The 23,687-nt window shown below is 66.7% G+C and carries 25 protein-coding genes; 15 read left to right on the forward strand and 10 right to left on the reverse strand.

Going from position 1 to position 23,687, the window contains the following annotated elements; translation table 11 throughout:
- Window positions 1-257 precede the first annotated feature (257 nt).
- Genes JOF56_RS00450 through JOF56_RS00485 form a run of 9 tightly spaced genes read left to right on the forward strand, consistent with a single transcriptional unit; the run spans window position 258 to window position 8,486 of the window.
- Window positions 258-1,940 carry a nitrite/sulfite reductase gene (locus JOF56_RS00450; protein ID WP_209633247.1) on the forward strand — a complete coding sequence of 561 codons (1,683 nt, stop codon included), beginning with the start codon at window positions 258-260 and terminating at the stop codon, window positions 1,938-1,940.
- A complete protein-coding gene (locus JOF56_RS57535; RefSeq protein WP_245378097.1) occupies window positions 1,937-2,095 on the forward strand; it encodes an Insertion element protein in 159 nt (52 codons plus the stop codon). Before JOF56_RS00450 ends, JOF56_RS57535 begins: the two co-directional genes overlap by 4 nt.
- Window positions 2,092-2,790: a phosphoadenylyl-sulfate reductase gene (locus JOF56_RS00455; RefSeq protein WP_307854853.1), complete on the forward strand. Its 699-nt coding sequence runs from the start codon at window positions 2,092-2,094 to the stop codon at window positions 2,788-2,790. Before JOF56_RS57535 ends, JOF56_RS00455 begins: the two co-directional genes overlap by 4 nt.
- Before the next feature lie 13 nt (window positions 2,791-2,803).
- Window positions 2,804-3,715, forward strand: coding sequence for a sulfate adenylyltransferase subunit CysD (gene cysD, locus JOF56_RS00460; protein ID WP_209633251.1), 912 nt, complete (start codon window positions 2,804-2,806; stop codon window positions 3,713-3,715).
- A complete protein-coding gene (locus JOF56_RS00465; protein WP_209633252.1) occupies window positions 3,715-5,004 on the forward strand; it encodes a sulfate adenylyltransferase subunit 1 in 1,290 nt (429 codons plus the stop codon). The genes cysD and JOF56_RS00465 overlap by 1 nt, the downstream gene beginning before the upstream one ends.
- 29 nt (window positions 5,005-5,033) lie before the next feature.
- On the forward strand, window positions 5,034-6,092 hold the full coding sequence (locus JOF56_RS00470) for an ABC transporter substrate-binding protein (protein WP_372448357.1): 1,059 nt from the start codon (window positions 5,034-5,036) through the stop codon (window positions 6,090-6,092).
- 12 nt (window positions 6,093-6,104) lie between these two features.
- Window positions 6,105-6,890 (forward strand): ABC transporter ATP-binding protein, encoded by a 786-nt coding sequence (locus JOF56_RS00475; protein WP_209633257.1) that lies wholly within the window; start codon window positions 6,105-6,107, stop codon window positions 6,888-6,890.
- Window positions 6,877-7,755: an ABC transporter permease gene (locus JOF56_RS00480; RefSeq protein WP_209633259.1), complete on the forward strand. Its 879-nt coding sequence runs from the start codon at window positions 6,877-6,879 to the stop codon at window positions 7,753-7,755. The genes JOF56_RS00475 and JOF56_RS00480 overlap by 14 nt, the downstream gene beginning before the upstream one ends.
- Window positions 7,752-8,486, forward strand: a complete 735-nt coding sequence (locus tag JOF56_RS00485) for a sirohydrochlorin chelatase (RefSeq protein ID WP_209633261.1) — start codon at window positions 7,752-7,754, stop codon at window positions 8,484-8,486. Before JOF56_RS00480 ends, JOF56_RS00485 begins: the two co-directional genes overlap by 4 nt.
- A gap of 159 nt (window positions 8,487-8,645) precedes the next feature.
- On the opposite strand, the gene JOF56_RS00490 is transcribed toward JOF56_RS00485, so the two are convergent.
- The 5 genes from JOF56_RS00490 to JOF56_RS00510 all read right to left on the reverse strand — a co-directional run bounded on the left by JOF56_RS00490 (window position 8,646) and on the right by JOF56_RS00510 (window position 11,179).
- On the reverse strand, window positions 8,646-9,398 hold the full coding sequence (locus tag JOF56_RS00490; RefSeq protein ID WP_209633263.1) for an enoyl-CoA hydratase-related protein: 753 nt from the start codon (window positions 9,396-9,398) through the stop codon (window positions 8,646-8,648).
- A gap of 59 nt (window positions 9,399-9,457) precedes the next feature.
- Window positions 9,458-10,075: a cyclase gene (locus tag JOF56_RS00495; protein ID WP_209633265.1), complete on the reverse strand. Its 618-nt coding sequence runs from the start codon at window positions 10,073-10,075 to the stop codon at window positions 9,458-9,460.
- 229 nt (window positions 10,076-10,304) lie between these two features.
- On the reverse strand, window positions 10,305-10,562 hold the full coding sequence (locus JOF56_RS00500) for a barstar family protein (RefSeq protein WP_209633266.1): 258 nt from the start codon (window positions 10,560-10,562) through the stop codon (window positions 10,305-10,307).
- 3 nt (window positions 10,563-10,565) lie between these two features.
- Window positions 10,566-10,964, reverse strand: coding sequence for a guanyl-specific ribonuclease (locus JOF56_RS00505; RefSeq protein WP_209633268.1), 399 nt, complete (start codon window positions 10,962-10,964; stop codon window positions 10,566-10,568).
- Window positions 10,965-10,975: 11 nt separating this feature from the next.
- Window positions 10,976-11,179, reverse strand: a complete 204-nt coding sequence (locus JOF56_RS00510) for a hypothetical protein (protein WP_209633270.1) — start codon at window positions 11,177-11,179, stop codon at window positions 10,976-10,978.
- Window positions 11,180-11,246: 67 nt separating this feature from the next.
- Between JOF56_RS00510 and JOF56_RS00515 the strand changes: the two genes are divergently transcribed.
- The 3 genes from JOF56_RS00515 (at window position 11,247) to JOF56_RS00525 (ending at window position 14,438) form a co-directional block, all read left to right on the forward strand.
- On the forward strand, window positions 11,247-12,212 hold the full coding sequence (locus tag JOF56_RS00515) for a zinc-binding dehydrogenase (protein ID WP_209633271.1): 966 nt from the start codon (window positions 11,247-11,249) through the stop codon (window positions 12,210-12,212).
- Window positions 12,213-12,280: 68 nt separating this feature from the next.
- Window positions 12,281-13,744 carry an amino acid permease gene (locus JOF56_RS00520; protein ID WP_209633273.1) on the forward strand — a complete coding sequence of 488 codons (1,464 nt, stop codon included), beginning with the start codon at window positions 12,281-12,283 and terminating at the stop codon, window positions 13,742-13,744.
- Between the two features lie 64 nt (window positions 13,745-13,808).
- Window positions 13,809-14,438: a DUF4230 domain-containing protein gene (locus JOF56_RS00525; protein ID WP_209633275.1), complete on the forward strand. Its 630-nt coding sequence runs from the start codon at window positions 13,809-13,811 to the stop codon at window positions 14,436-14,438.
- On the opposite strand, the gene JOF56_RS00530 is transcribed toward JOF56_RS00525, so the two are convergent.
- The 3 genes from JOF56_RS00530 to JOF56_RS00540 are packed head-to-tail and all read right to left on the reverse strand — an operon-like array spanning window position 14,410 to window position 19,210.
- Window positions 14,410-16,050, reverse strand: coding sequence for a DUF885 domain-containing protein (locus tag JOF56_RS00530; RefSeq protein ID WP_209633277.1), 1,641 nt, complete (start codon window positions 16,048-16,050; stop codon window positions 14,410-14,412). The genes JOF56_RS00525 and JOF56_RS00530 overlap by 29 nt on opposite strands.
- Window positions 16,047-17,681 carry a DUF885 domain-containing protein gene (locus tag JOF56_RS00535; protein WP_209633279.1) on the reverse strand — a complete coding sequence of 545 codons (1,635 nt, stop codon included), beginning with the start codon at window positions 17,679-17,681 and terminating at the stop codon, window positions 16,047-16,049. Before JOF56_RS00535 ends, JOF56_RS00530 begins: the two co-directional genes overlap by 4 nt.
- Window positions 17,678-19,210, reverse strand: coding sequence for a DUF885 domain-containing protein (locus JOF56_RS00540; protein ID WP_307854854.1), 1,533 nt, complete (start codon window positions 19,208-19,210; stop codon window positions 17,678-17,680). Before JOF56_RS00540 ends, JOF56_RS00535 begins: the two co-directional genes overlap by 4 nt.
- Window positions 19,211-19,244: 34 nt before the next feature.
- Between JOF56_RS00540 and JOF56_RS00545 the strand changes: the two genes are divergently transcribed.
- Window positions 19,245-19,748, forward strand: coding sequence for a GNAT family N-acetyltransferase (locus JOF56_RS00545; RefSeq protein ID WP_209633283.1), 504 nt, complete (start codon window positions 19,245-19,247; stop codon window positions 19,746-19,748).
- Here JOF56_RS00545 and JOF56_RS00550 read toward each other — a convergent pair.
- Entirely contained in the window at window positions 19,699-20,748 is a 1,050-nt protein-coding gene (locus JOF56_RS00550) for a nitronate monooxygenase (protein ID WP_209633286.1), read from the reverse strand. The genes JOF56_RS00545 and JOF56_RS00550 overlap by 50 nt on opposite strands.
- Window positions 20,749-20,817: 69 nt before the next feature.
- A complete protein-coding gene (locus JOF56_RS00555) occupies window positions 20,818-22,479 on the reverse strand; it encodes a chitinase (protein ID WP_245378098.1) in 1,662 nt (553 codons plus the stop codon).
- A 400-nt stretch (window positions 22,480-22,879) separates the two neighbouring features.
- Here JOF56_RS00555 and JOF56_RS00560 point away from each other — a divergent pair, with 400 nt between their 5' ends.
- On the forward strand, window positions 22,880-23,212 hold the full coding sequence (locus JOF56_RS00560) for an XRE family transcriptional regulator (protein ID WP_209633288.1): 333 nt from the start codon (window positions 22,880-22,882) through the stop codon (window positions 23,210-23,212).
- Window positions 23,209-23,646: a bifunctional (p)ppGpp synthetase/guanosine-3',5'-bis(diphosphate) 3'-pyrophosphohydrolase gene (locus tag JOF56_RS00565; RefSeq protein ID WP_209633290.1), complete on the forward strand. Its 438-nt coding sequence runs from the start codon at window positions 23,209-23,211 to the stop codon at window positions 23,644-23,646. Before JOF56_RS00560 ends, JOF56_RS00565 begins: the two co-directional genes overlap by 4 nt.
- The last annotated feature ends 41 nt before the right edge of the window (window positions 23,647-23,687 follow it).

Genomic DNA, 23,687 nt, shown 5'->3' on the forward strand with positions numbered 1-23,687 from the left:
CCCTCGTCCCAGCATGCGGATGGCAGTAGACCACCTGATGGACGCGTGGCACGCTGAAGTCATGTCAGCTGTCGTGCAGGTCATCCTCGTGGCTCGTCGTCACGTCGATTTCCTGCGCGTCAACAGTGACTTGTGCCGGCGTTGACCCGTTCGCCGGATAGCTGTTTCTTCCGCCGGCGTCGGATACGCCGGTTTTCCATGCCCTGAGGCGGGCGGAGCTGGCGTGTGCGAGCGCCCAGACTCCCGAAGGACGCCACATGGCTCCGCCAACCACCACCCCCAAGCGGGCGAAGCAACGCCGGGGCGAGGGACAGTGGGCACTCGGCTATCGCGAACCGCTCAACCCCAACGAGCGGAGCAAGAAAGACGACAACCCGCTCAACGTCCGGGACCGCATCGAGAACATCTACGCGCACGGCGGCTTCGACTCGATTGACCCGGCCGACCTGCGTGGACGTTTCCGCTGGTACGGCCTGTACACCCAGCGCAAGCCCGGCATCGACGGCGGCCGTACGGCCACGCTCGAGCCCGAGGAGCTCGACGACGAGTACTTCATGCTCCGGATCCGTATCGACGGCGGAGCGGTGACCACCGAGCAGCTCAACGTCATCGGTGAGATCTCGCAGACCTACGCACGCGACACCGCCGACATCACCGACCGGCAGAACATCCAGTACCACTGGATCCGCGTCGAGGACATGCCGGTGATCTGGCAGAAGCTCGAGGCCGCCGGGATGACCACGATGGAGGCGTGCGGCGACAGCCCGCGTGTGATCCTCGGCTCGCCGGTGGCGGGCATCTCCGAGGACGAGATCATCGACGGCACGCCCGCGATCGAGGCGATCAAGAACACCTACGTCGGCGACAAGGCGTTCTCCAACCTGCCGCGCAAGTTCAAGACCGCGATCTCCGGCCTGCAGGACGTCGCGCACGAGATCCACGACGTCGCGTTCGTCGGCGTGATGCACCCCGAGCACGGCCCGGGTTTCGACGTCTGGGTCGGCGGCGGCCTGTCGACCAACCCGATGATCGGCAAGCGGCTCGGCGCATGGGTCCCGCTCGACGAGGTTCCCTCGGTCTGGGAAGCGGTCATCAGTGTCTTCCGTGACTACGGCTACCGCCGGTTGCGCCACCGTGCGCGGATCAAGTTCCTGGTGGCCGACTGGGGCCCCGAGAAATTCCGCGAGATCATGGAAGAGAAGTACCTGGGGCGCAAGATGATCGACGGCCCGGCACCCGAAGTGCCGGAGCGCCCGGTCGACCACGTCGGCGTGCACAGGCAGAAGGACGGCAAGTTCTACGTCGGCGCCGCGCCGATCGCCGGCCGTGTCTCGGGTTCCGTTCTCATGGAGGTCGCCAAGGCCGCCGAGCGGGCGGGCTCCAACCGGGTCCGGTTCACCCCGCTGCAGAAGCTCGTGGTGCTGGACGTGCCCGAGGCGGAAGTTCCCGCGCTGTCGGCGGAACTGGCCAAGCTCGGCCTGCAGACCAACCCGTCGCCGTGGCGTCGCGGGGTGATGGCGTGCACCGGCATCGAGTTCTGCAAGCTGGCCATCGTCGAGACCAAGGCCCGTGCGGCCGAGCTGGTCTCGGTACTGGAGGAACGTCTGGCCGACATCCAGGCAGGCGTCGAGCACCCGGTGACCGTGCACATCAACGGCTGCCCCAACTCGTGCGCCCGGATCCAGACCGCGGACATCGGCCTCAAGGGCCAGATCGTCACCGACGCGGACGGCAACCAGGTCGAGGGCTTCCAGGTGCATCTCGGCGGCGGGCTCGGCCTGGACGCCGGATTCGGCCGGAAACTGCGTGGCCACAAGGTGACCGCCACGGAGCTCTCCGGCTACGTCGAGCGGATCGTGCGCAACTACGTCAAGGGCCGGTCCGAGGGCGAGCGGTTCCCCCAGTGGGTACAGCGCGCTGACGAGGACGACCTCAAATGAGTGAGAGGGCTACTCCGTTCTATTGCCCCTACTGCGGTGACGAGGACCTTCGCCCGCAGGAGGAGCCACACGCGGCCTGGCTGTGCACGGCATGCCGCCGCGTGTTCACCGTGAAGTTCGTTGGGATCTCTATGGGGCAGGTGTCCAGCAAGTGACAACAGCAACCCAGGAATTGAAGGAGCTCGCTGAAGCGGCGTCGGCGCAACTGGCCGACGCGACCGCGACCGAGGCGTTGGCCTGGACGGCGAAGACGTTCGGCGACAACTGGATTCTCGCATCCAACATGCAGGACGCGGTACTGATCGACCTGGCCGTCAAGGCCAAGCCGGACTTCGACGTGTTGTTCCTGGAAACCGGGTACCACTTCCCGGAGACCATCGGCCTGCGGGACGCGGTCGCGGCGACCTACTCGGGCCTGAACATCATCAACGCCCTGCCGGACAAGACCGTCGCCGAGCAGGACGCCGAAGAAGGGCCGCGGCTCTACGAGCGTGAGCCGGACCGCTGCTGCGCGATGCGCAAAGTGGTTCCGCTCAGGCGAACCCTGGCCAACTACGACGCATGGGTCACCGGTGTGCGCCGGGTGGACGCGCCGACCCGGGCCGGCACTCCGATCGTGCAGTGGGACGACCGCAACGGCCTGGTGAAGATCAACCCGATCGCGCCGTGGACCGACGAGCAGTTCCGCGAGTACATCGACCAGCACGGGATCCTCGAGAACCTCCTGGTGGCCGACGGATATCTGTCCATCGGCTGCGCACCCTGCACCGCGAAGGTCGAGCTCGGCGCCGACCCGCGCAGCGGCCGCTGGGCCGGCAAGAACAAAGTCGAATGCGGACTACACGGTTAAGGGGGAAATAACGGTGACGCTCGCCATCGACCGCAAGACCGGGAACCTGGACGCCCTGGAATCCGAGGCGATCCACATCTTCCGGGAAGTGGCCGGGGAGTTCGACCGGCCGGTGATCCTGTTCTCCGGCGGCAAGGACTCGACGGTCCTGGTGCACCTGGCGCTGAAGGCCTTCTGGCCGGCACCGGTGCCGTTCGCGCTGTTGCATGTGGACACCGGGCACAACTTCTCCGAGGTCATCGACTTCCGGGAGAAGGTCGTGGCCCAGCACGGGCTGCGTCTGCTGGTCGCGCACGTGCAGGACTGGATCGACGACGGCAGGCTCACCGAGCGTCCCGACGGCACCCGCAACCCGTTGCAGACAGTGCCGTTGCTGGACTCCATCACCGAGCACAAGTTCGACGCGGTGTTCGGCGGCGGACGCCGTGACGAGGAGCGGGCCCGGGCCAAGGAGCGCATCTTCAGCCTGCGCAACTCCTTCGGCCAGTGGGAGCCCAAGCGGCAGCGTCCCGAATTGTGGAACCTCTACAACGGAAGGCACCGTCCGGGAGAACATGTGCGCGTGTTCCCCTTGTCGAACTGGACGGAGCTGGACGTCTGGAACTACATCGCGCGCGAGAACATCGAGCTGCCGCCGATCTACTACGCCCACGAGCGCGAGGTCTACCTGCGTGACGGGATGTGGCTCGCGGAAGGCCCGTGGGGCGGACCTCGGGCCGGAGAAACGTTGGAACGTCGGACGATTCGGTATCGCACAGTCGGTGACGGGTCGTGCACCGGAGCGGTCGACTCGGACGCGGCGACCATTGAGGACGTCATCGCCGAAGTCGCCGCGTCGCGGCTGACCGAGCGTGGCGCGACCCGCGCCGACGACCGGTTGTCCGAGGCTGCCATGGAGGATCGCAAGCGGGAGGGATACTTCTGATGAGCGATCTGCTCAGGCTGGCGACCGCCGGCAGCGTGGACGACGGGAAGTCCACTTTGGTCGGCCGGTTGCTCTACGACACCAAGTCGGTCCTGGCCGACCAGCTCGACGCGGTGCACCGCGCCAGCGCGGACCGCGGACTGGCGACACCGGACCTGTCGTTGCTGGTGGACGGTTTGCGCTCGGAGCGCGAGCAGGGCATCACCATCGATGTGGCGTACCGGTACTTCGCCACGCCCAAGCGCTCGTTCGTGCTCGCCGACACGCCAGGGCACGTTCAGTACACCCGAAACACCGTCACCGGCGCCTCGACAGCTCAGCTGGGCATCCTGCTTGTGGACGCGCGCAAGGGCGTGATCGAGCAGACCAGACGGCACGCCGCGGTTCTCGCGTTGCTCGGCGTCCCCCGGCTCGTCCTGGCCGTCAACAAGATCGACCTGGTCGGTTACGACGAGTCGAACTTCGCGTTGACGGCCAAGGAGTTCACCAGCCACGCCGTCGCGCTCGGCTACGCGGAGGCCGACGTCCAGACCATCCCGGTCTCGGCGCTCGTCGGTGACAACGTTGTGGAACGCTCGGCGAACACGCCCTGGTACACCGGCCCGACTTTGCTGGACTACCTGGAGACCGTGCCGGTCGAGCCCGACCCGCACCACGTTCCGTTCCGGTTCCCGGTGCAGTACGTGATCCGGCCGCGCACACCCGAGTTCCCGGACTACCGCGGCTACGCCGGACAGGTCGCCGCAGGTACCATCACGCCCGGCGAGGAGATCGTCGTCCTGCCATCGGGCTCCCGCAGTGTGGTCACGCGGATCGACACACCGGACGGTGAACTGGCCGAGGCCACGGCAGGCCAGTCGGTCACGCTGATCTTGTCCCATGATCTGGACATCTCCCGCGGGGACCTGATCTCCGTGGCGAGCACTCCCCCACGACTGGCCGACGAGTTCGAAGCGACGCTGTGCTGGTTGGCGGACAAGGATTTACGGCCGAACGCCCGGGTTCTCGTCAAGCACGGGACGAAGACCACGCAGGCCGTCATCGGCGAGCTCGTCTCGCGTTTCGACGAGCAGAAGCTGTCCAGTGTGGAATTGCCAGAGTCCTTGCGATTGAACGAGATCGGCCAAGTCAGGCTTCGCACCGCCGAACCGCTGCCGATCGACGACTACACAGTCAACCGCCGGACCGGAGCCTTCCTGGTCGTCGACGCGGGCGACGGAACCACCCTGGCCGCCGGTCTGGTCGGCGCGCCGTTGCCGGTCAAAGACGCTGTTTCCCCTGGCCCCTGATTTCCCTTTTCCTGCCCCGAAAGGAACCCATCGTGAGCACCAGTCGCACACTTCGCTTACTCGCCGCGGTGACCGCGGCGCTGGCCCTCGCAGCGGGGTGCTCGCGTGCCGGCAGTGGTAGCGACACACCGGTCCAGGCGCAGGCCCAGGGACCGGCCGAAGTGCGGCTCGGTTACTTCCCGAACGTCACCCACGCGCCGGCGATCATCGGCCAGAAAAAGGAGTTCTACGCCAAGGAACTCGGCTCCACCAAGCTCGCGGTGACCAACTTCAACGCCGGTCCCGAGGAGGTCAACGCGCTGCTGGGCAAGTCGCTGGACATCGGCTTCATCGGCTCGGGCCCGGCGATCAACGCGTTCACCAAGTCCGAGGGCGAGATCCAGCTGATCTCCGGCGCGGTCTCGGGCGGTGCGCAGCTGGTCACCAAAGCGGACATCACGTCGGTGGATCAGCTGGCGGGCAAGAACATCGCCACCCCGTCGCTGGGCAACACCCAGGACGTGGCGCTCAAGAAGCTGATCCACGACAAGAACATCAAAGACGTCAAGATCACCAACCTGGACAACCCGAAGACACTGGACGCGTTCCGCAAGGGCGAGCTCGACGGCGCCTGGCTGCCTGAGCCGTGGTCGTCGCGGCTGGTGCTCGACGCGGGCGCGAAGGTGCTGCTGGACGAGAAGACCCTGTGGCCCGACGGCCGGTTCCCGACCACGGTGATCATCGTGCGCAAGCAGTTCCTGCAGCAGTACCCGCAGACCGTGCAGGCGATCCTGCGTGGCCACGTCAACGCGATCGAGTGGGCCAAGTCCAACGAGGCCGAGGCCAAGACCGTGGTCAACGCGACGCTCAAGGAGCTGGCGGGCAGCTCGCTGAGCCAGCCGGTGCTCGACAGCGCGTTCAAGGCGATCGAGCTGACCACCGACCCGATCGCGTCGACCTTCCCCCAGCTGGCCAAGGACTCCGTCACCGCGGGCATCGTCAAGCAGACGGCGGACCTCAAGGGCTTCGCCGACCTGAGCGCGCTCAACGAGGCATTGAAGGCGACCGGCAAACCCGCGGTGGACGCCGCCGGGCTGGACAAGAAGTAGGAGCGAGGGGTTATGACCGCCACACTCAGCACTTCCGAGCACGTGCAGTCCGGCATCGCGGTGCAGCTCGCGGGGGTGAGCAAGGTCTTCGGCCGGGGCCGGCAGGCTGTGGCGGCGTTGGACGGTGTCGACCTGAAGGTCGCGCCCGGCGAGTTCGTCTGCCTGCTGGGCGCGTCCGGCTGCGGCAAGACCACGCTGCTCAACCTCGTCGCGGGCCTGGACGCGCCGACCACCGGCGAGATCACGCTCAACACGTCCCGCCCGGCGGTGATGTTCCAGGAGGCCGCGCTGATGCCGTGGCTGACCGCCAGCCGCAACATCGAGCTTCCGTTGCGGCTGGCCGGTTTCGGCAAGGCCGACCGGCAGGCGAAGGCAAGCGAGCTGCTGGATCTGGTGCGGCTGGGCGGCGCCGGGCACAAGCGTCCGCACGAGCTGTCCGGCGGCATGCGCCAACGCGTCGCCTTGGCACGTTCGCTGGCCGCGACCCAGCGGGTCCAGGGCACGGACGCGCCGCCGTTGCTGCTGATGGACGAGCCGTTCGCGGCTCTGGACGCGATCACTCGGGACGTTCTGCAGGGCGAGCTTCTGCGCGTGTACGAACGCACTTCGACCGCGGTCCTGTTCGTCACCCACGATGTCCGTGAAGCAGTCCGGCTCGGGCAACGTGTGGTCCTGCTGTCGTCCCGGCCCGGCCGGGTCGTGCAGGAATGGTCCACCGCAGAGGATGGCGCCGAGACCCTCACCGAGGAGATCACGGCCCGGCTGCGAGAGGTGATCAGCACCCATGCCAAGTCCTGAAGTCCAGGACCTGTCAAAGGTCGAGGCCGGCCTCGACGCACTGGACACACCGGCCGCCGGGCAGGCCGAAGCAGGCTGGCGGCGTTTCCTGCGCGCTGCCCTGCCGCCGGTCGTCGCCCTGGTCCTGCTCGTCGCGCTGTGGCAGGCATTGTGGGCGGCGGCCATCTGGCCGGAGTTCCAGCTGCCCGCCCCGCTCGCGGTGTGGTCCCGCTTCGAGGAACTGTTCGAAACCGGCCGGATCTTCCAAGTGCTGTGGACCTCGATCCACCGCGCGGTCCTGGGTTTCCTCGCGGCCCTGGTGATCGCGACACCGCTGGGTCTGCTGGTGGCGAAGGTCCGCGTGGTCCGTGCGGCCATCGGACCGCTGTTGAGCGGCCTGCAGTCGTTGCCGTCCGTGGCCTGGGTTCCCGCGGCGATCCTGTGGTTCGGCCTGAACGACGCGTCGATCTACTTCGTCGTGCTGCTTGGTTCCGTGCCGTCGATCGCCAACGGACTCGTGGCCGGCATCGACCAGATCCCCCCGATCCTGCCCCGCGTCGGCAAAACCCTCGGAGCAAGCCGTCTCGCCGCGGCTCGGCACATCCTGTTGCCCGCGGCCCTGCCCGGCTACCTCGCCGGCCTGAAACAGGGCTGGGCATTCTCATGGCGTTCACTGATGGCCGCGGAACTGATCGCCCAAAGCCCGGATTTGGGCCTGGGTCTGGGTGCCTACCTGAACGAAGGCTCCAGCTTCAACGACATGCCGACCGTGCTGGCGGCGATTTTCCTGATCCTGCTCGTCGGGATAGGCATCGAACTGCTCGTCTTCCGGCCGATCGAACGAGCCGTGCTGAGGGCACGGGGATTGACTGGAGCCCTGACGTGATCCCACTCGTCGCTGTCGCCCACGGCAGCCGCGACCCCCGCTCCGCCGCCACAATCTCATCGCTGGTCGACGTCGTCCGGGCCCTGCGGCCAGGCCTGGACGCCCGCGTGTCCTTTTTGGACCTCTCGGCACCCCGGCTGGGCGACGTCCTGGCCGGGCTGCGCGGCGAGGTCGTCGTCGTGCCGTTGCTCCTAGGCCGGGCGTACCACGCGAAGGTCGACGTCCCAGCGCTGATCCATGAGGCCTGCCAGCGCTCGCCTCGGCTGTCGGTGACAGTCTCCGACGTCCTGGGCCCAGACCCCCGCCTGGAGTCCGCAGCCCTGCGCAGACTGACCACGGCCGGCGCGCAGTTCAACGACCCATCCCTGGGCGTAATCCTTGCCGGGGCAGGCTCTTCCGACGCCCGCGCCAACGCCACCGTCGCCGCAATCGCCCGCCGCTGGCGCGTCCAAGCAGGCTGGGCAGGCGCAGTCGAAGCGTTCGCCGCAGCCGCCAAACCCGATGTCCCCCAGGCTGTCGCAACCCTGCGGGCTCGCGGCGCCACCCGGATCGCCGTCGCCTCCTGGTTCCTCGCCCCAGGTCTACTGCCCGACCGCATCTACGACGCAGCCCAGTCCCTGGACCCAGACGCCATCATCGCCGACCCCCTGGGCCCAGACCCAGACGTCGCCGAACTGATCCTGCACCGCTACGACGAAGCCCTCCGCGCCTCGCTGGAACACACCGGCTGACAGTTACCCCAACCAGGTGAATCCCGTGCGAACGGCCCATTCGCACGGGTTCATCCCCCGAAAAGCCTTGCCCCGCCCCCATTCCCGATAGAATGGCAGCGGGGTCGCCCCCCTGGGTTGGGTGGGGGACTGCTTTTTCTCATGGTGGGCAAAGGCTTGCTAGGGGATCCAGTTCGGCTTGCGTTTCTGGGCGAAGGCCGCGATTCCTTCCTGGCCTTCTTCGCTGGCGAAGAATTTGGCTGAGAGCTCCAGCATTGTCGGGAAGTCCCTGGGTTCGGTGCGCAGCAGGGCCTTGGTTGCGGCCAGAGCTACTGGGCCGCCGAGGATCAGCATGTCGGTGTAGCGGTTGACTTCGGCGTCGAGGGATTCGGGGGCCACCGCGGAGTTGATGAGGCCGATGGTCACCGCGCGGGTGGCGTCGAATGTTTCGCCGGTCAGGAAGAGTTCGTGGGCGGCGCGAGGGGCCAGTCGCGGCAGCACGGTCACTGAGATGACTGCGGGGACGACGCCGATGCGGACTTCGGTGAAAGCGAAGGTCGCGGTCGTTGCGGCTACGGCTATGTCCGCGGCTGCGACGATGCCGACGCCGCCTGCGCGGGCTGGGCCGGCCAGTTTGGCGACTACTGGCTTGGGGCTGGTGCGGATCTGGTCGAGGATCTGCGGGAACTCGGTCACGCCCTGGGCGCCTGCGTTGGTTCCTGCGGCTTCCTTGAGGTCCATGCCTGAGCAGAAGACTGAGCCGGTGTGGTCGAGCACGATCACTCGGACATCGTCGTCGTCGATCGCCTTGGTCAGGTGATCGCGGAGTTCTCCGCGCAACTGCCGTGACAGTGCGTTGCGGTTGTGCGGCGAGTCGAGGGTGATCGTCGCGACGCCACGGTCGACCGCGATGTGGACCAGTTCGTCAGCCATGGGGCCATAATGCCTTGAGGGCCACCCCGCGCCGGGTGGCCCTCAACACACGTCCGCTGTCAGCCGATGGTTGTGCTGGTCAGGACTGGGCTTGGGTCTGGGTAGGCGGTCGCGGGCGCGTCGATCGGGATGCCGAACGCGACGATCACCACGGTGAAGGTCAGGCCCGGGGCGTTATAGCTCGTTCCGCCGAGCTTGGTCGCGATCGTGCCGGAGGATCCGGCAGTCAGGTTGATCGTCACGGTCGGCAGTTCGAAGGACTTGCCACCGGCGAGTGGGCCGGGGACACGCAGTACGACGTCTTTGCCTTCCAGGGCGACGGTCGACGGGTGTGAACCGCCTGCCGTCGTGGCCGACACGAACGTCGAGTTCGCCGGTACGGGGAGCTTGAGGACCAGATTCTTCAGCTCCCGGACGGTGTAGCCGCCGCCCTCAGCGGGTACCTGGTTGACGGCTGGGTCGATGACGATTTGCACCGCGCCACCGGGCGCGACGGTCGCCGGTCCGGTCGCGCTGATGTCCTGGGCGAGTGCGAGCTCCGCGGTCTGGCCGAAGGCCGAGGCGCGGACCTTGTAGTTGATCGTCTGGTTGGCAGCCGACGCCGTCTGGCCGAGAGCGAGGACCGGGACGAGTGCGAACGCGGCGACTGTGGCCAACCGGCGGGGAGTCAGCTTCATCGATGCCTCCTGTGTGGTCTAATCCCTCAAGGCAGTTAATACCCGAGGGTAACTCACGTTTCAACGATCGACCTTTCCCAGAGTATTCACAGAGCTACCCACAGTGGAAGACTTCGCCTGCGCGGTGGTGCGCATTCGACAACACGCCGCAGGACTATTAGCCCCCTCCAACAACGCCCCGAGCCGGTACGCCGGCGGAAAACGTTGATTGGTCCAGTAAACGACGTGCTTACGCAAGTTCCAGCGTCAGCCGGTCGGCGTTGCTGAGAATGTCGAGGATCTGTTCGTAGGCATCCGGGTCACCGTTGCGCAACGCGTCCGGGGACTGCCAGACGAGGATGTGCTCACCCGGCGGCAGGTCGTTCACCAGATCGTTGAGCGCGTCCAGGTTGTGCCCGAAATAGTCCGGGAAGTCCAGGGTCCTGGCCAGGGCGTCGAGCATCGCCGCCTTGGTCGCGATCTTGCTGCCGTCCAGCACGCGCCGCATCTGCTACTTCCCCGGATCCACTAGGACGAACGAGACGTAATGGTCTCCGGTGTAGTACAGCTCGCGTTCCTGGCCGTAGACCAACCGGCGGGCGCCACGGTCATTGCTGCCAGGTGTCGGCACGGTGTACTCGCGGTAGTAGCTGCCCGGTTTGGCCGGCAGGCGCTTCTCCCGGTTCTCGAAGACCACACCGTCCCGGTTGGACTTGAACGGGCCGCCCTTCTCGATCAGCCGCCACGTGTCGGTCGCCTCGCGCGGCAGCGTCGACAGCGCTTTGACCTGCAGGCCCGAGTCGTCACCTGGCAGGGCCGAGTCCGTGGCGGCCTCCCGGACGAACCAGCCGGCCACAACGAGCACGACCAGTCCGATCAGGGCGAACGTGATGCGTTTACGCGACCCCATGGGCTTGCACCCTAATCGCAGTCCCCGATCGGGGGTTCCGGGGCCCGCGACGGGCTCACCTTGCTCGCGACGAAATCGACCGTCCGGTCGATCAGCCACGCGCCGCCCGCGCAGACCGGCAGCAGCACGGCGATCACCACCGCGAACTGGGCCGGGAACGGCAGCTGGGTGATCCACAGCTCGACGGCGTTCCACCAATCCGACAACCACGACACACCTGCGACACTACGCCGTGGCCGAGCCCACAAGCAGTCGAATGGGGCAATGGGTAAGTTGCAAGGCATGTTCGCCGTCTATGCAGCGTCGCCTCAGCCGGATGACCCGCTTGCCGCGTTGACCGTCGGCACCCGGCCGGACCCCACGGTCCCGGACGGCTGGGTGCGCGTGTCGGTGAAGGCCGCGAGCCTGAACATGCACGACCTGTGGACGTTGCGCGGCGTCGGCATCAAACCCGACCAGTTCCCGATGATCCTGGGCTGCGACGGCGCGGGCGTGCTCGACGACGGCACCGAGGTCGTCCTGCACTCGGTGATCGGCGCCCCGTCATGGAGCGGCGACGAAACCCTGGACCCGAAGCGCACCCTGCTGACCGAACGCCACCAAGGCACGTTCGCCGACACAGTGGTCGTTCCCGCCCGCAACGCCCTGCCCAAACCCGAAGGCCTGTCCTTCGCCGAAGGCGCCTGCATGGGCACCGCATGGCTGACGGCCTACCGGATGCTGTTCGTGAAGTCCGAGCTCAGGCCCGGCCAGACGATCCTGGTGCAGGGCTCGTCCGGCGGCGTCGCCACAGCCCTGATCCAACTCGGCCGTGCCGCCGGCTTCCGCGTCTGGGCAACCGGCCGCTCAGAAGAGAAGCGAGCGCTGGCAAGCGAGCTGGGCGCGCACGCGACATTCGAATCCGGTGCACGTCTGCCCGAACGGGTCGACGGCGTCTTCGAAACAGTCGGCAAGGCAACCTGGTCCCACTCGATGAAGTCGCTCAAGCCGGGCGGTGTCATCGTGGTCTCCGGTTCGACAAGCGGTCCCGACGCGAACGCCGAACTGCAGCGCCTGTTCTTCCTGCAACTACGAGTGGTCGGCTCGACCATGGGCACCCGCGACGAACTGGCCGACCTCCTGAAATTCTGTGCCATAACCGGAGTCCGCCCCAAAATCGGCACGGAACTCCCGATGAGGCAAGCCGAAGAAGGCTTCAAAGCCATGCTCGCCGGTGAAACCGCCGGAAAAATCGTCTTCACCCACTGAGCGGGCCTGCCTGCCGACTGGGAATTTTTCGTCCAGCCGAGTGCCGGGCGCGGGGTTATGTTCAGTGGATGTCTGACGTACGCAGTGGACTCGGTGGCGGGTCGGGGATTTTCCGCCGCAAGCCCATCGAGCAGATCGAGGACACCTCCAGTGGCGAAGGCCTGCAGAAGACACTGGGCCTGTGGCAGCTCACGGCCATCGGCGTGGGCGGCATCATCGGTGCCGGGATCTTCAGCCTGGCCGGCAGTGTGGCGCACGGCGACCCGGCCAACGGGGTGGCCGGGGTCGGTCCGGCTGTTCTGATCTCGTTTCTGATCGCGGGGATCGCCAGTGCGGCTGCCGCGTTCTCGTACGCGGAGTTCGCAGGGCTGATTCCGAAGGCCGGGTCGGCCTACACCTACGGGTACGCGGTGCTCGGCGAGATCGTGGGCTGGTTCATCGGCTGGGATCTCCTGTTGGAGTACACCGCGATTGTGGCCGTGGTCGCGATCGGTATTTCCGGGTACTTCAACTTCCTGGTCGACCAGATCGGCATCGACCTGCCGGCGTGGATGCTCGGCGCGCCCGGCACGGAACCGGATGGAGTGCCACCGGGCAGTTACAAAATCAACCTGATCGCGGTGATTCTGTGCCTGCTCATCGCGTTCCTGCTGACGCGGGGTATCAGATCGGCCGCCCGGTTCGAGACGATCGTGGTCGCCATCAAGGTGGCGGTCGTGCTCGTGGTGATCGTGGTCGGGTTCTTCTACATCGAGACCGGCAACCTGACGCCGTTCGCGCCGGACGGGCTCGGCGGGGCGATGAGTGGCGCCGCATTGGTGTTCTTCGCTGTGTTCGGTTACGACGCCATGTCGACCGCGGCGGAGGAGTCGAAAGACGCGCAGCGGCACATGCCCAAGGCGATTGTGTACTCGCTGCTGATCTCGATGATCCTGTATGTACTGGCTTGTCTGGTACTGACGGGAATGCAGGACTACACACAGATCGACCCGGCGAGCGGGTTCTCGACGGCGTTCGCGTCGGTCGGCCTCGGCGGGCTGGGCACGGTGATCGCGGCAGGCGCCATCATCGGGATTCTCACCGTCATGTTCACGTTCATGCTCGGGGTTACCCGAGTGTGGTTCGCGATGAGCCGTGACGGTCTGTTGCCGCAGTGGTTCGCCAAGACGCACCCGGTGCGCAGGGTGCCTGTGCGGGTGGCGTGGATCGCGGGTGTCATCTCGGCTGTGCTGGCCGGGCTGTTGCCGATCATCGAGGTCGCGGAGCTGACGAACATCGGCATCCTGCTGGCGTTCGTGGTGGTGTGCATCGCCGTGATCGTGCTGCGTTACCGCAGGCCAGACCTGCCACGTACGTTCCGTACGCCGGGTATGCCGGTGGTGCCGGCGATCGGTGTGATCTTCTCGATCTGGCTGATCACGTTCCTGCAGCCGGAGACCTGGCTGCGGTTCGGCGCGTGGTTCGTGGTCGGCATGCTGATCTACTTCCTGTACAGCCGTCACAAGTCGGTACTCAACCGCTCGTCCGAATAGCCGAGTATCAGCCTCTCACGTTGCGGGTACCCCATATCAGCGACGTGAGAGGCGGTGCTGAACAGTGAAAACTCGCTGGGTCCGGTACGGCGCGCTTGGCCTGGCCGCGGCCTTGGTCATCGCGGCCGTGCTGCAGATCGCCGGTCTGATCCCCCGATTCGGTACGTCCACAATAGACCGCTCACAGCCTGCGGTGCTGCAGGCGGTGCGCGACCTGAGCCAGTATCACGCCGCGGCCGGCGACTACCAGGTCGTGGTGGACATCGAGCATGACGTGTCCTGGGTGCCGTCGGTCATCGCCGGGGAACGAACACTGTTCGTCGCCGCCGGTTCGGTCGACGCGTACATCGACTTCGGCCACTTCGCCGAGAACAACATGATCGTGTCGCAGGACCGGAAGTCCGTGGAGATCTGGCTGCCCAACGCACAGCTGGCCAAGCCGAACCTCAACCACGAACGCAGCTACGTCTACAGCCAGGAACGCGGGCTGCTGGACAAGCTCAGCGCCCTGGTGGCCGAGCCTCAGCAGCAACAACAGTTCTACGTCACCGCCGAACAGAAGATCGCCGAGGCCGCCCACAAGTCCGGCCTTCCCGACCGCGCCAAGGAGAACACCAAGTCGATGCTGACCGGGATGCTGCAGGCGCTCGGTTTCACCGTCACGTTCAAGGACGGCCCGGTAAAGCCCGCCTGACCCACTCGGCGACGACCTCGTCGAGCACCGGCATGGGCAACGCCCCGCCACCGAGCACGACCTCGTGGAACGCCTTGATGTCGAAGGCGTCGGAGAGGTCGTGTTCGGCCCGTGCCCGGACCCGCTGGATCTCCAGACGGCCGACCATGTACGACAGCGCCTGGCCGGGAACCTCGATGTAGCGGTCGGTCTCCGACTGGATGTCCACTTCGGACATCACGGTGTTGGCCCGCAGGTAGTCCACGGTCTGCTCCCGCGTCCAGCCCATCGCGTGCAGGCCGGTGTCCACCACCAGGCGCGCGGCCCGCATGGAGTCCTCGGCGAGCATGCCCAGCCTGGCCAGATCGTCGGTGAACAGGCCCATCTCGTCGGCCAGCCGCTCGGCGTACAGCGCCCAGCCCTCGGCGTACGCGGTGATCGACGCGAGCCGCCGCAACAGGTGCAGCTCGGTCAGCTCCTGCGCGAGCGCGATCTGGAAATGGTGCCCTGGCACGGCTTCGTGGTACGCGATCGACTCGAAGTTGTACCGGTCGCGTTCATTCGCCTTGTACGTGTTCGCCCAGTACGTCCCGTCGCGCGAACCGTCGAGCGCAGGCGCCGTGTAGTACGCGCCAGCGGCGTTCGGTGCCTCGGCGTCCGGCACTGGCTGCACCACACAGCGTTTGGCCGGCATGCGCAGGAACCATTCCGGCGCAACGCTTTCCGCACGTTCGATGGTCGCTCGGGCATGCGAGATGACTTCCTGCGCGTTGTTCCACTTCAGCGCCGGGTCGGTGCGTAGCCGCTCCTGCACCTGCGCCGCGGTGCTCAGTCCGAACACGCGCCCGCCGATCTCGGCGTACTCCTCGGCCAGCCCGGCGATCAGATCCAGCCCGACCTGGTGTAGCTGCTCGGGTGTACGGGACGTGGTCGTGTGCACGCGGACCATCGCGTCGTACGCGTCGTCACCTCCCGGCAGCCAACACAGACCAGGCTTCTCGTCCGGGCGTCCATGCGGCGCGATCTCCTTGTCGAGCACGTCACGGTACTGCGCGAACGCCGGCCGCACGGCATCTGACAGCAACCGGTCGCGCTCGGCGGTCCGGCCATCGGTCATCGCGTTCTGGGCGAACGCATCCGGGTTCTCGCCGAGGTATCGGTCGATGTGCGCGATCGCCGTCCTGGCCATCCGGGCGACCGGGAAACGTTCGGCCGCGATCGCCGCCCTGTTGCGGTCCGCGGCCGCCGCGAGGTAGCCGGGAATCCTGGCAAGCCGTTCCAGCAAGGCACGTTCGGCGTCCTCAGTGGTCGGCACGACACGCGGGATGTACGTGGCCAGCCTGATCGCCGGTGCGCTCAGGAAGTCGGCGAGCACATGGTCGGCGACGCCCGCGTTGATCTTGTCGACCAACGCGGCCGCCTGCTGCAGCACGACACTGCGGGTCACGCAGGGTTCTTCCAGCTCGGCCGCCGCCGCGATCGCGATCGCCCTGGACTTGAACTCGGCGTCCGCGTCCGGGCTGAGATCCCGCAGCTCATGGTCGTGCCCGGGGATCCCGGCCAGGCTGGCCTCCAGGGGATCCTCCGTGCCGATCAGGTCGAGCAGCCGGTCGGCGACTTCGTTGATCGTCATGTGCGAGCACTCGTCCATTCGGCTACGACGTCGTCGAGCACGGCCATCGGCAGCGGCCCGCTGGACAGCACCAGATCGTGGAACGCCTTGACATCGAACTCTGCGCCGAGCCGCTCGGCCGCCCTGGCGCGCAGTCGCTGGATCTCCAGCCGGCCGACCATATAGGACAATGCCTGGCCGGGCATCTCGATGTACCGGTCGGTCTCCGACTGGATCTCGACCTCGGACATCACAGTGTTCTCCCGCAAGTAGTCCACTGTGCGCTGCCGCGACCAGCCCAGGGCGTGCAGCCCTGTGTCGACGACGAGCCGCGCCGCGCGCATCGAGTCCGTCGCGAGCATGCCCAGGCGGGACACGTCGTCGGAGTACAGCCCCATCTCGTCGGCCAGCCGCTCGCAGTACAGGCCCCAGCCCTCGCTGTAGGAGTTGATCAGCGCGTACCGGCGCAGCTTCGGCAGCCCGGTCAGCTCCTGCGCGATGGTCAGCTGGAAGTGGTGCCCTGGCACGGCTTCGTGGAAGGCGATGGCCTCCGAGATGTACCGGTCCCGCTCGGTCGCCTTGTACGTGTTGGCGTAGTAGATGCCCGGCTTGCTGCCGTCGAGCGCCGGTGGGTAGTAGTACGCCCCAGCCTCGTGCGGCGCGTCGGCCTCCGGCACGGCCTGCAGCTCACATGCCTGCGAGGGCGTCACACCGAACCACTGTGGCGCCGCCTGCTCGGCACGGTCCATCGCCGCACGCGCACCGGCCAGCATCTCCTCGGCACTGCCCCACTTCAGCGCCGGGTCGGTGCGTAAACGGTGGTGCACCTCGGCGACGGTGTGCACACCGAAGACCTTCGAGCCGATCTCGACGTACTCCTCCGCCAGTGCCGCGATCAGATCGAGCCCGACCTGATGCAGGTCTTTCGCCGTCCGGTCGGTCGTGGTGTGCACACGCGCGAGCGCGGCGTACGCGGCCTCACCGTCAGGCAACCAGCACAACCCGGGCTTGTCGTCGGGACGGCTCTGTGGGGCGATCTCGTCCGCGAGCACCTGGCGGTACGTCGCGAACGCAGGGCGCACCAACTCGTCCAGCAAACGGTCCCGCTCAGCCGTGTTGCTCAGAGACACGCGGCGCAACGGGTCGTCCGCGGGGTTGGCGAGGTAGTTGTCGAGGTACGAGACCGCATACGCGACGCGCGACCCAACCGGGGACCGTCCGGCCGCGGTGCCCGTGCGGTGCCGCGTGATGGCCTTGTCGATGTACTCCGGAATCGTGCGCAGACGGGTGAAGAAGTTCTGCTCGGCCTCAGTCCCCTTCGGACGCACCAGCGGCAACAGGTTCAGCAGCCTGGTCATCGGCGAGATGATCAGGTCCGCCACCGCGTGCTCGATCAGGCGCGACTCGATCCGGGCCGCGATCGCTTCGGCCTGGTTGACCACTACGGCTTTGGTGACCCAGTCCTCTGTGCTCAGTTCTTCGGCCGCCTTGGCAGCGGCAAGCGCGCGTGACCTCAGATCGGCCTCAGCCGCCTCGTCGAGATCGCTCAGCCTGCTGTCCACCCCTGGCAGGCCCTGGATCGTCTCGGCCAACGGGTCTTCCTCGATCAGCAGGTCGAGCACCTCGTCCGCGAGCTGTTCGATCCGGGTCATCGCTCCCCCATCCAGTCGGTCACAATCTCGTCCAGTACGCCCATCGGCACCGGGCCGGCGCCCAACACCACATCATGGAACGCCTTCAGGTCGAACCCCGGCCCCATCGCGGTCTGGGCCTTGGTCCGGATCCGGTCGAGTTCCAACCTGCCACACAGGTACGACAATCCCTGTCCGGGCAGCTCGATGTAGCGGTCGGTCTCCTGCTGGATCTCGACTTCGTTCATCGCGGTGCCGGCCCTCAGGTAGTCCACGACCTGCTGGCGGGTCCAGCCGAACGCGTGCAGCCCGGTGTCCACGACCAGCCGCGCGGCCCGGACCGACTCCAGCACGAGCATGCCCAGCCGGGCCTCGTCCGAGGAGTACAACCCCAGCTCGTCGGCCAGACGCTCGGCGTACAGGCCCCAGCCTTCGAGGTAGGCGTTGATCCACGCGGCCTGCCGCAGCCGCGGCAGGCCGGTCAGCTCCTTGGCCAGGCTGATCTGGAAATGATGACCTGGAACGCCTTCATGGAAAGCGTTTGCTTCGGCGATACACCTGTCCCGCTGTTCCCAGCGGTAGGTGTTCGCGTGGTAGACGGCCTCGATCGGTGAATACGAGGCCACAGACTGGTTGGGGGCCAGCTCGGCAGGCGTGGGCCGGACCTCGCATTGCCTGGCAGGCCTGAGGCCGAAGTACTGCGGCGCGATCTGTTCCGCACGGGCGATCGCGGCCCGGGGAATCGCAAGGACCTCGTCTTCGCTGCGGTATCGCATCGCGGGGTCGTTGCGGATCCGGCTACGGATCTCGGCCGCGGGCGCCTTGCCGATCTCGGCGAATTCCTCGTCCAGACGGGCCATCGCGGCCAAACCGGCCTGGTGCAGTTGCTCAGGAGTCTGCGCGGTCGTGGTGTGCATCCGCGCCAGCGCCGCATAAGTTGCTTCGCCGTCGGGCAGCCAGCACAGGCCCGGCTGGTCCTCCGGCCGTCCCGGCAGGTCGTCCAGGACGTCCCGGTAGGCGATGAACGCGGGACGGATCCGGGCCAGAAGTGCGTCGGTCTCCGGGCCCTTGCGCAGCTCACTCTCGTTGGCGAGGTAGGCGTCGATCCGGCCGACCGCGGCTTTCGCCCGATAGGCGACGGGCAGCCGGCCCGCCGCGGCTCCCATCTCGTGCCGCTGCGCCGACTTGGCCAGGTACTCCGGAATGGCCGCGAGTCTGGCCAGGTAGTCACCGCTGATGATGGGCAAAGCACTGAACAGCTTGGCGATCGGGGACACCACGAAGTCCCACATCGTGTGCTCGACCAGCCGCGACTCCACCCGCGTGACCAATGCTTCCGCCTGCTGCAGCAGCACTCCCCTGGTCACGCCGGGCTCAAGGTCCTGAGCCTGCTCCGCGATCCGCCGAGCCCGGCCCACCAGCTCGGCTTCGGCGTCTTGCGACGGGTCCGGCAGGCGGTCCTCGAAGCCCGGATAGCCGTCGAGGAATTCGTTGAGCGGATCCTCTTGGGCGATGACGTCCAGCAACTCGTCGGCGAGCTGAATGATCACGACCCCATCCTGCCTGTTGAGGTAGACAGGACGCATGCGAATTCGCACTGGTGACGAGTCCGACCTGACGGCTGTGCTGGCCCTGCTCGACGAGGCGACCGCGTGGATGGTCTCGCGCGGCAACACCAGGCAGTGGGGTACCGAACCGTGGTCGGACCAGCCGAAGAAGGTGGACCGCACCCGTGAGCTGATCACCACGGGTGAACTGTGGATCACCGAGCTGGACGGCGCCCCGGTCGGCGCCATGATCGTCAGCGACCAGCCGATGCCGTATGTCAAGCCGGTGGACGAACCCGAGCTGTACGTGCGGATGCTGGTGACGTCCCGGCGGCACGCCGGCAAGCGCATCGGCGAGCAACTGCTGGCCAAGGCCAGGTCGGAGGCCGTCGCCAAGGGCGTGTCGCTGATGCGGGTGGACTGTTTCGCCGGTGGCGCCGGCGAGCTGGTCCGTTACTACGAACGCAACGGTTTCCAGCGAGCCGGGACATTCACCTCGATTCAGGACTGGCCTGGCCAAGTGCTGTCGATGCGGCTGTGATCGCCTGCCGGAGCTCGGCCTGCAGCCTGTGGATCACTTCGGCCACCGGTCCCTGGGGCGCGAGCGGGTAGGTCTGGCCTGCCCACAGCGACATCGCCTCGGGGTCACCGGCCTTGGCCGCGGCGGTACGCATCGGCCTTGTCATGGCGTTGACCTGGGGATAAGCCGCGGGGGCCTGGGGGTTGGCGTCGAGGAACCGGTTGACCATCCCCCGGGCGGGCCGGCCGCTGAACGCCCTGGTGAACGTGGTCTGCCGGTCCTGGGTGAGCGCTTCCCGTTGTGCGGGCTGGGTTCCGGCTTCCGGGCAGCCGAGGAACGCGGTGCCGAGCTGGGCGGCCACCGCGCCCGCTGTCAGGACCGCGGCGACGTCCGCGCCGTGCACCAGGCCGCCGGTGGCGATCAACGGGAGATCCGCTTCCGCTCCGACCAGCCTCAACGCGGCCAGCAAGCCGTATGTCGGGCCACCTGCCGGTGAGCCGTCGTCCGCGAAGATCCCGCGATGTGCTCCGGCTTCGAAACCCTGGACGCACAACGCATCGGCAAATGGAGCCGCCTGCCTTGCCTCTTCCGGGTTCGTGACGGTGATGACGATCTTGCTGCCTGCGGCTTTGAGCCGCTGGACGTCCTGCTGCGACGGCAGGCCGAAAGTGAAGGACACGGTGTCGACCGGATCGGCCACCAGAAGGTCGATCTTGGCCGGGTAGTCGTCGTCCGTCCACTTCGGCTCACCGGGCTCGACGCCGTACCTCGCGGCCTCTTGCGCGACGATCTCACGGTATCCGGTGAGATCCATTGTGGATTCCGGGCCCGGCACGAACACGTTGACCCCGAACGGTTCGCTGGTGAGCCGCCGCGTATCGGCGATCTGCCCGGCGAGCGCGGCGGCTTTGATGTAGCCGGACGCGAGGAAGCCGAACGCACCGGAGTTCACGGCACCGGCGACGAGAGCGGGCGTGCTGAAACCACCGGCCATGGGCGCGACGATGAGCCTGGGGAACATAGGTCCGACAATAGACTCGGGAGTGGCTCTCACCCGTGAGCTGAGGCGAGAGCCACTCCCGGTCGCACCTCAAGGCAGGGTGTCGAGGTGCGGTGCGACAGTGTTCGCGAACTGGTAGCCGTTGGCGGCGTCCCAGTTGATCGACCAGGTCATCGCGCCACGGATGCCCGGCCAGGTGGTGGCAGGCTTGAAACTGCCGCAGTTGGTCCCGCGCGCCAGGCAGTTCAGGGCGTTGTTGACGTTGCCCGGCGACTGGTAGCCGCCACCCGCACCGCTCGGCGACGCGGGCAGGCCGAGTCCGACCTGGTCGGGCCGCAGGCCGTTCTGCAGTTGGATGCAGGCCAGCGCGGTGAGGAAGTTGACCGTGCCCTGACCGTGGACACCCTGGTCACAGCCCAGCATGGTGCCGGAGTTGTAGTACTGCATGTTGACGATGGTCAGGATGTCCTTGATGTTGAGGGCCAGCTGGAAGTACCCGGCGCCGGTGTTCTGCATGTCGATGGTCTGCGGCGCCATCGTGATGATCGTGCCGCCACCGGCGTGGATACTGCGCAACGCGGTTGCCATCGGCCCGGCGTTGATGCCGTTCTCCAGGTCGATGTCCACGCCGTTGAAACCGTAGGTGTTGATCAGGCCCTTGATGTCGTTGGCGAAGTTGTTCGCCGAGGTCGAGTCATTGACCGTGACAGTGCCGTTCTGACCGCCGACCGAGATGATCACCTTCTGGCCGCGTGTTTGAACGGTCTTGATGTCCTGACGGAACTGCGCGTCGGTGTACCCGCCTAGTTGTGCACTCAGGCCTGAGTCGAGCGTGAAGCTGACGCCGCCGGGGCGTCCGGCTACGGCGTCCACGAAGGACACGGCGATGATGTCGTACGTCGTGGGCACGTCAGCCAGGCGCAGCGCGCGGGCACCGTTGTAGAAGTTCTGCCAATAGCCGGTCAGTACGTGCTTCGGCAGCGGCCCGCCTGGGTTACCACCGGTCGGCGGAGTTGTCACGGACACCGCTGTTGTCCTTGGTGACTCGCCCACGGAGTTGACCGCGCTGACTTGGTAGCTGTAGGTCGTCTGCGCCGTCAAACCCGTGTCACTGTAGGAACTCGCGGTCGGTGACGCGATCAACGTGTTGTTGCGGTACACACGGAAGCTCGTCGCGTTGGACGGGCCGTTCCAGGACAGATTTATGGATGTCGGGCTCGCCGCGCTGCCGTTGAGGCCGGTCGGCGCGGCCGGAATCGTTGGCGTACCACCGGGTCCGTCGAGGGAGACATCGTCGGCGTAGTACGTCGGCTGGCCGTACCAGCCATGGATGTAGATCGTCACGCTCGTGGTCGAGGCCGCGGTCGTGAAGTCAAGGCCGAGCTGGTTCCAGCCCGTCGACGGCGACCACGTGTTGCGGTCAGGCAGGCCCGGTCCACTGGCACCGAGGTACACATAGCTGCCGTTGACCCAGGCCGTGAGCCGGTAGGCGGTGTTGGGCTGCACCGCGATCTGCTGGGTGCACTGCGCGAAGTCCTGCCCCGCAGGCGTGCCGGCTAAAGCTCGGGTACCGCTGCGGACTGGGCTGCTTACGACTGTGGCGCCCGTGCAGTTCCAACCGCTCGTGGAACCCGTCTCGAAGCCCGGGTTGCTCACGATATTGGCGGCGACGGCCTGTCCGGCCGGCATCAGGGCGAGGGCGGCAATGGCAGTGACGGCGGCCGCGAACAGCCGCCTGGTCTTGCTGACCATGTTCTTTTCTCCACACCCGCGCCCGGTTTGTGGTCTACACCACTAAAGTGGACTAGACCAATAGATCCTGTCAACCCCCCACGGCCGCCAAACCGACCCTCGACAGCAGCCGGGTAAAAGGCTAGGGTTATATTCAATGGGTGTGGGAGATCGAACTGGACGACTCGGTCGCGGCCTGATTCATCCAGCTGGCCAAGGACGAACCGGAGTCGGCCGACCAGGTCGAAGCGGCCATCGATCTGCTCGCCGGAGCAGGACCGGCACTGGGCCGGCACGCGATCCTGCTCGTCGCCGGCGACAAAGCAGGCAACTGGCGAAGCTGGTACGAGAAGAACATTCCGGTCGCGGAGGCTCGTTACGAGGCGTACCTGCGTGATCTGGCGCTCGAGGAGGCTGAGTGATGGTGCGGTCATGGGAGGAAGTCAAGGCCGAGAAGGAAGTCATCGACCGTGCCGCCGGCCGTGACGTTGCCGCCGCCCGCGCAGAAGCCCACAGGCGCACCGCGGAACGCATGGTCGGCTACCGGCTTGCGGAACTCCGCCAACAAGCCGGGCTCACGCAGACGGACATCGCACGCATCATGGGTGTGAGCCAGGCACGGATCAGCCAGCTCGAACACGGCGACGCCCACCAGCTCGAAGTCGACACGATCCGCCGATATGTCACCGCACTCGGCGGGGCGTTGAAGATCGTCGTGGATTTCGCCGACCACGAGGTCACAATCGCCTCATGAGCGAGTTCGTACTCGAGGACGCCATCCGGATCGCCCGGGAGGCACACGGCGACCAGGTCGACAAGAGCGGGAACCTGTACATCTACCACCCGTTGCGGGTCATGGCCCGGGTGAAAGGTGCGCATGCGCAGATGGCCGCGGTGCTGCATGACGTCATCGAGGACACGGACGTCACGGCTGAGGATCTACGGGCGGCGGGCTGCCCCGAGCCTGTGATCGTCAGTGTCGTCGCGCTCAGCAAGGCGCCTGGCGAGGCGATGCTTTCCTATCTCCGGCGCGTGTCCGCGGACTCGGTCGCGATCATGGTCAAACGGGCCGATATCGCCGACAACTCAGACCCGGTCCGAATGGCGGCGTTGGATCAGGAAACACAGAATCGCCTCCGCGAGAAATACGCGGAGGCGATCCGAGTCCTGAACGAGCTGACTGCCTAGCCAGGCCACAGTTTGACGAGCAGATCCGCGAGCACGGTCCA

The organism is Kibdelosporangium banguiense (assembly GCF_017876405.1).
Taxonomy (GTDB): Bacteria; Actinomycetota; Actinomycetes; order Mycobacteriales; family Pseudonocardiaceae; genus Kibdelosporangium; species Kibdelosporangium banguiense.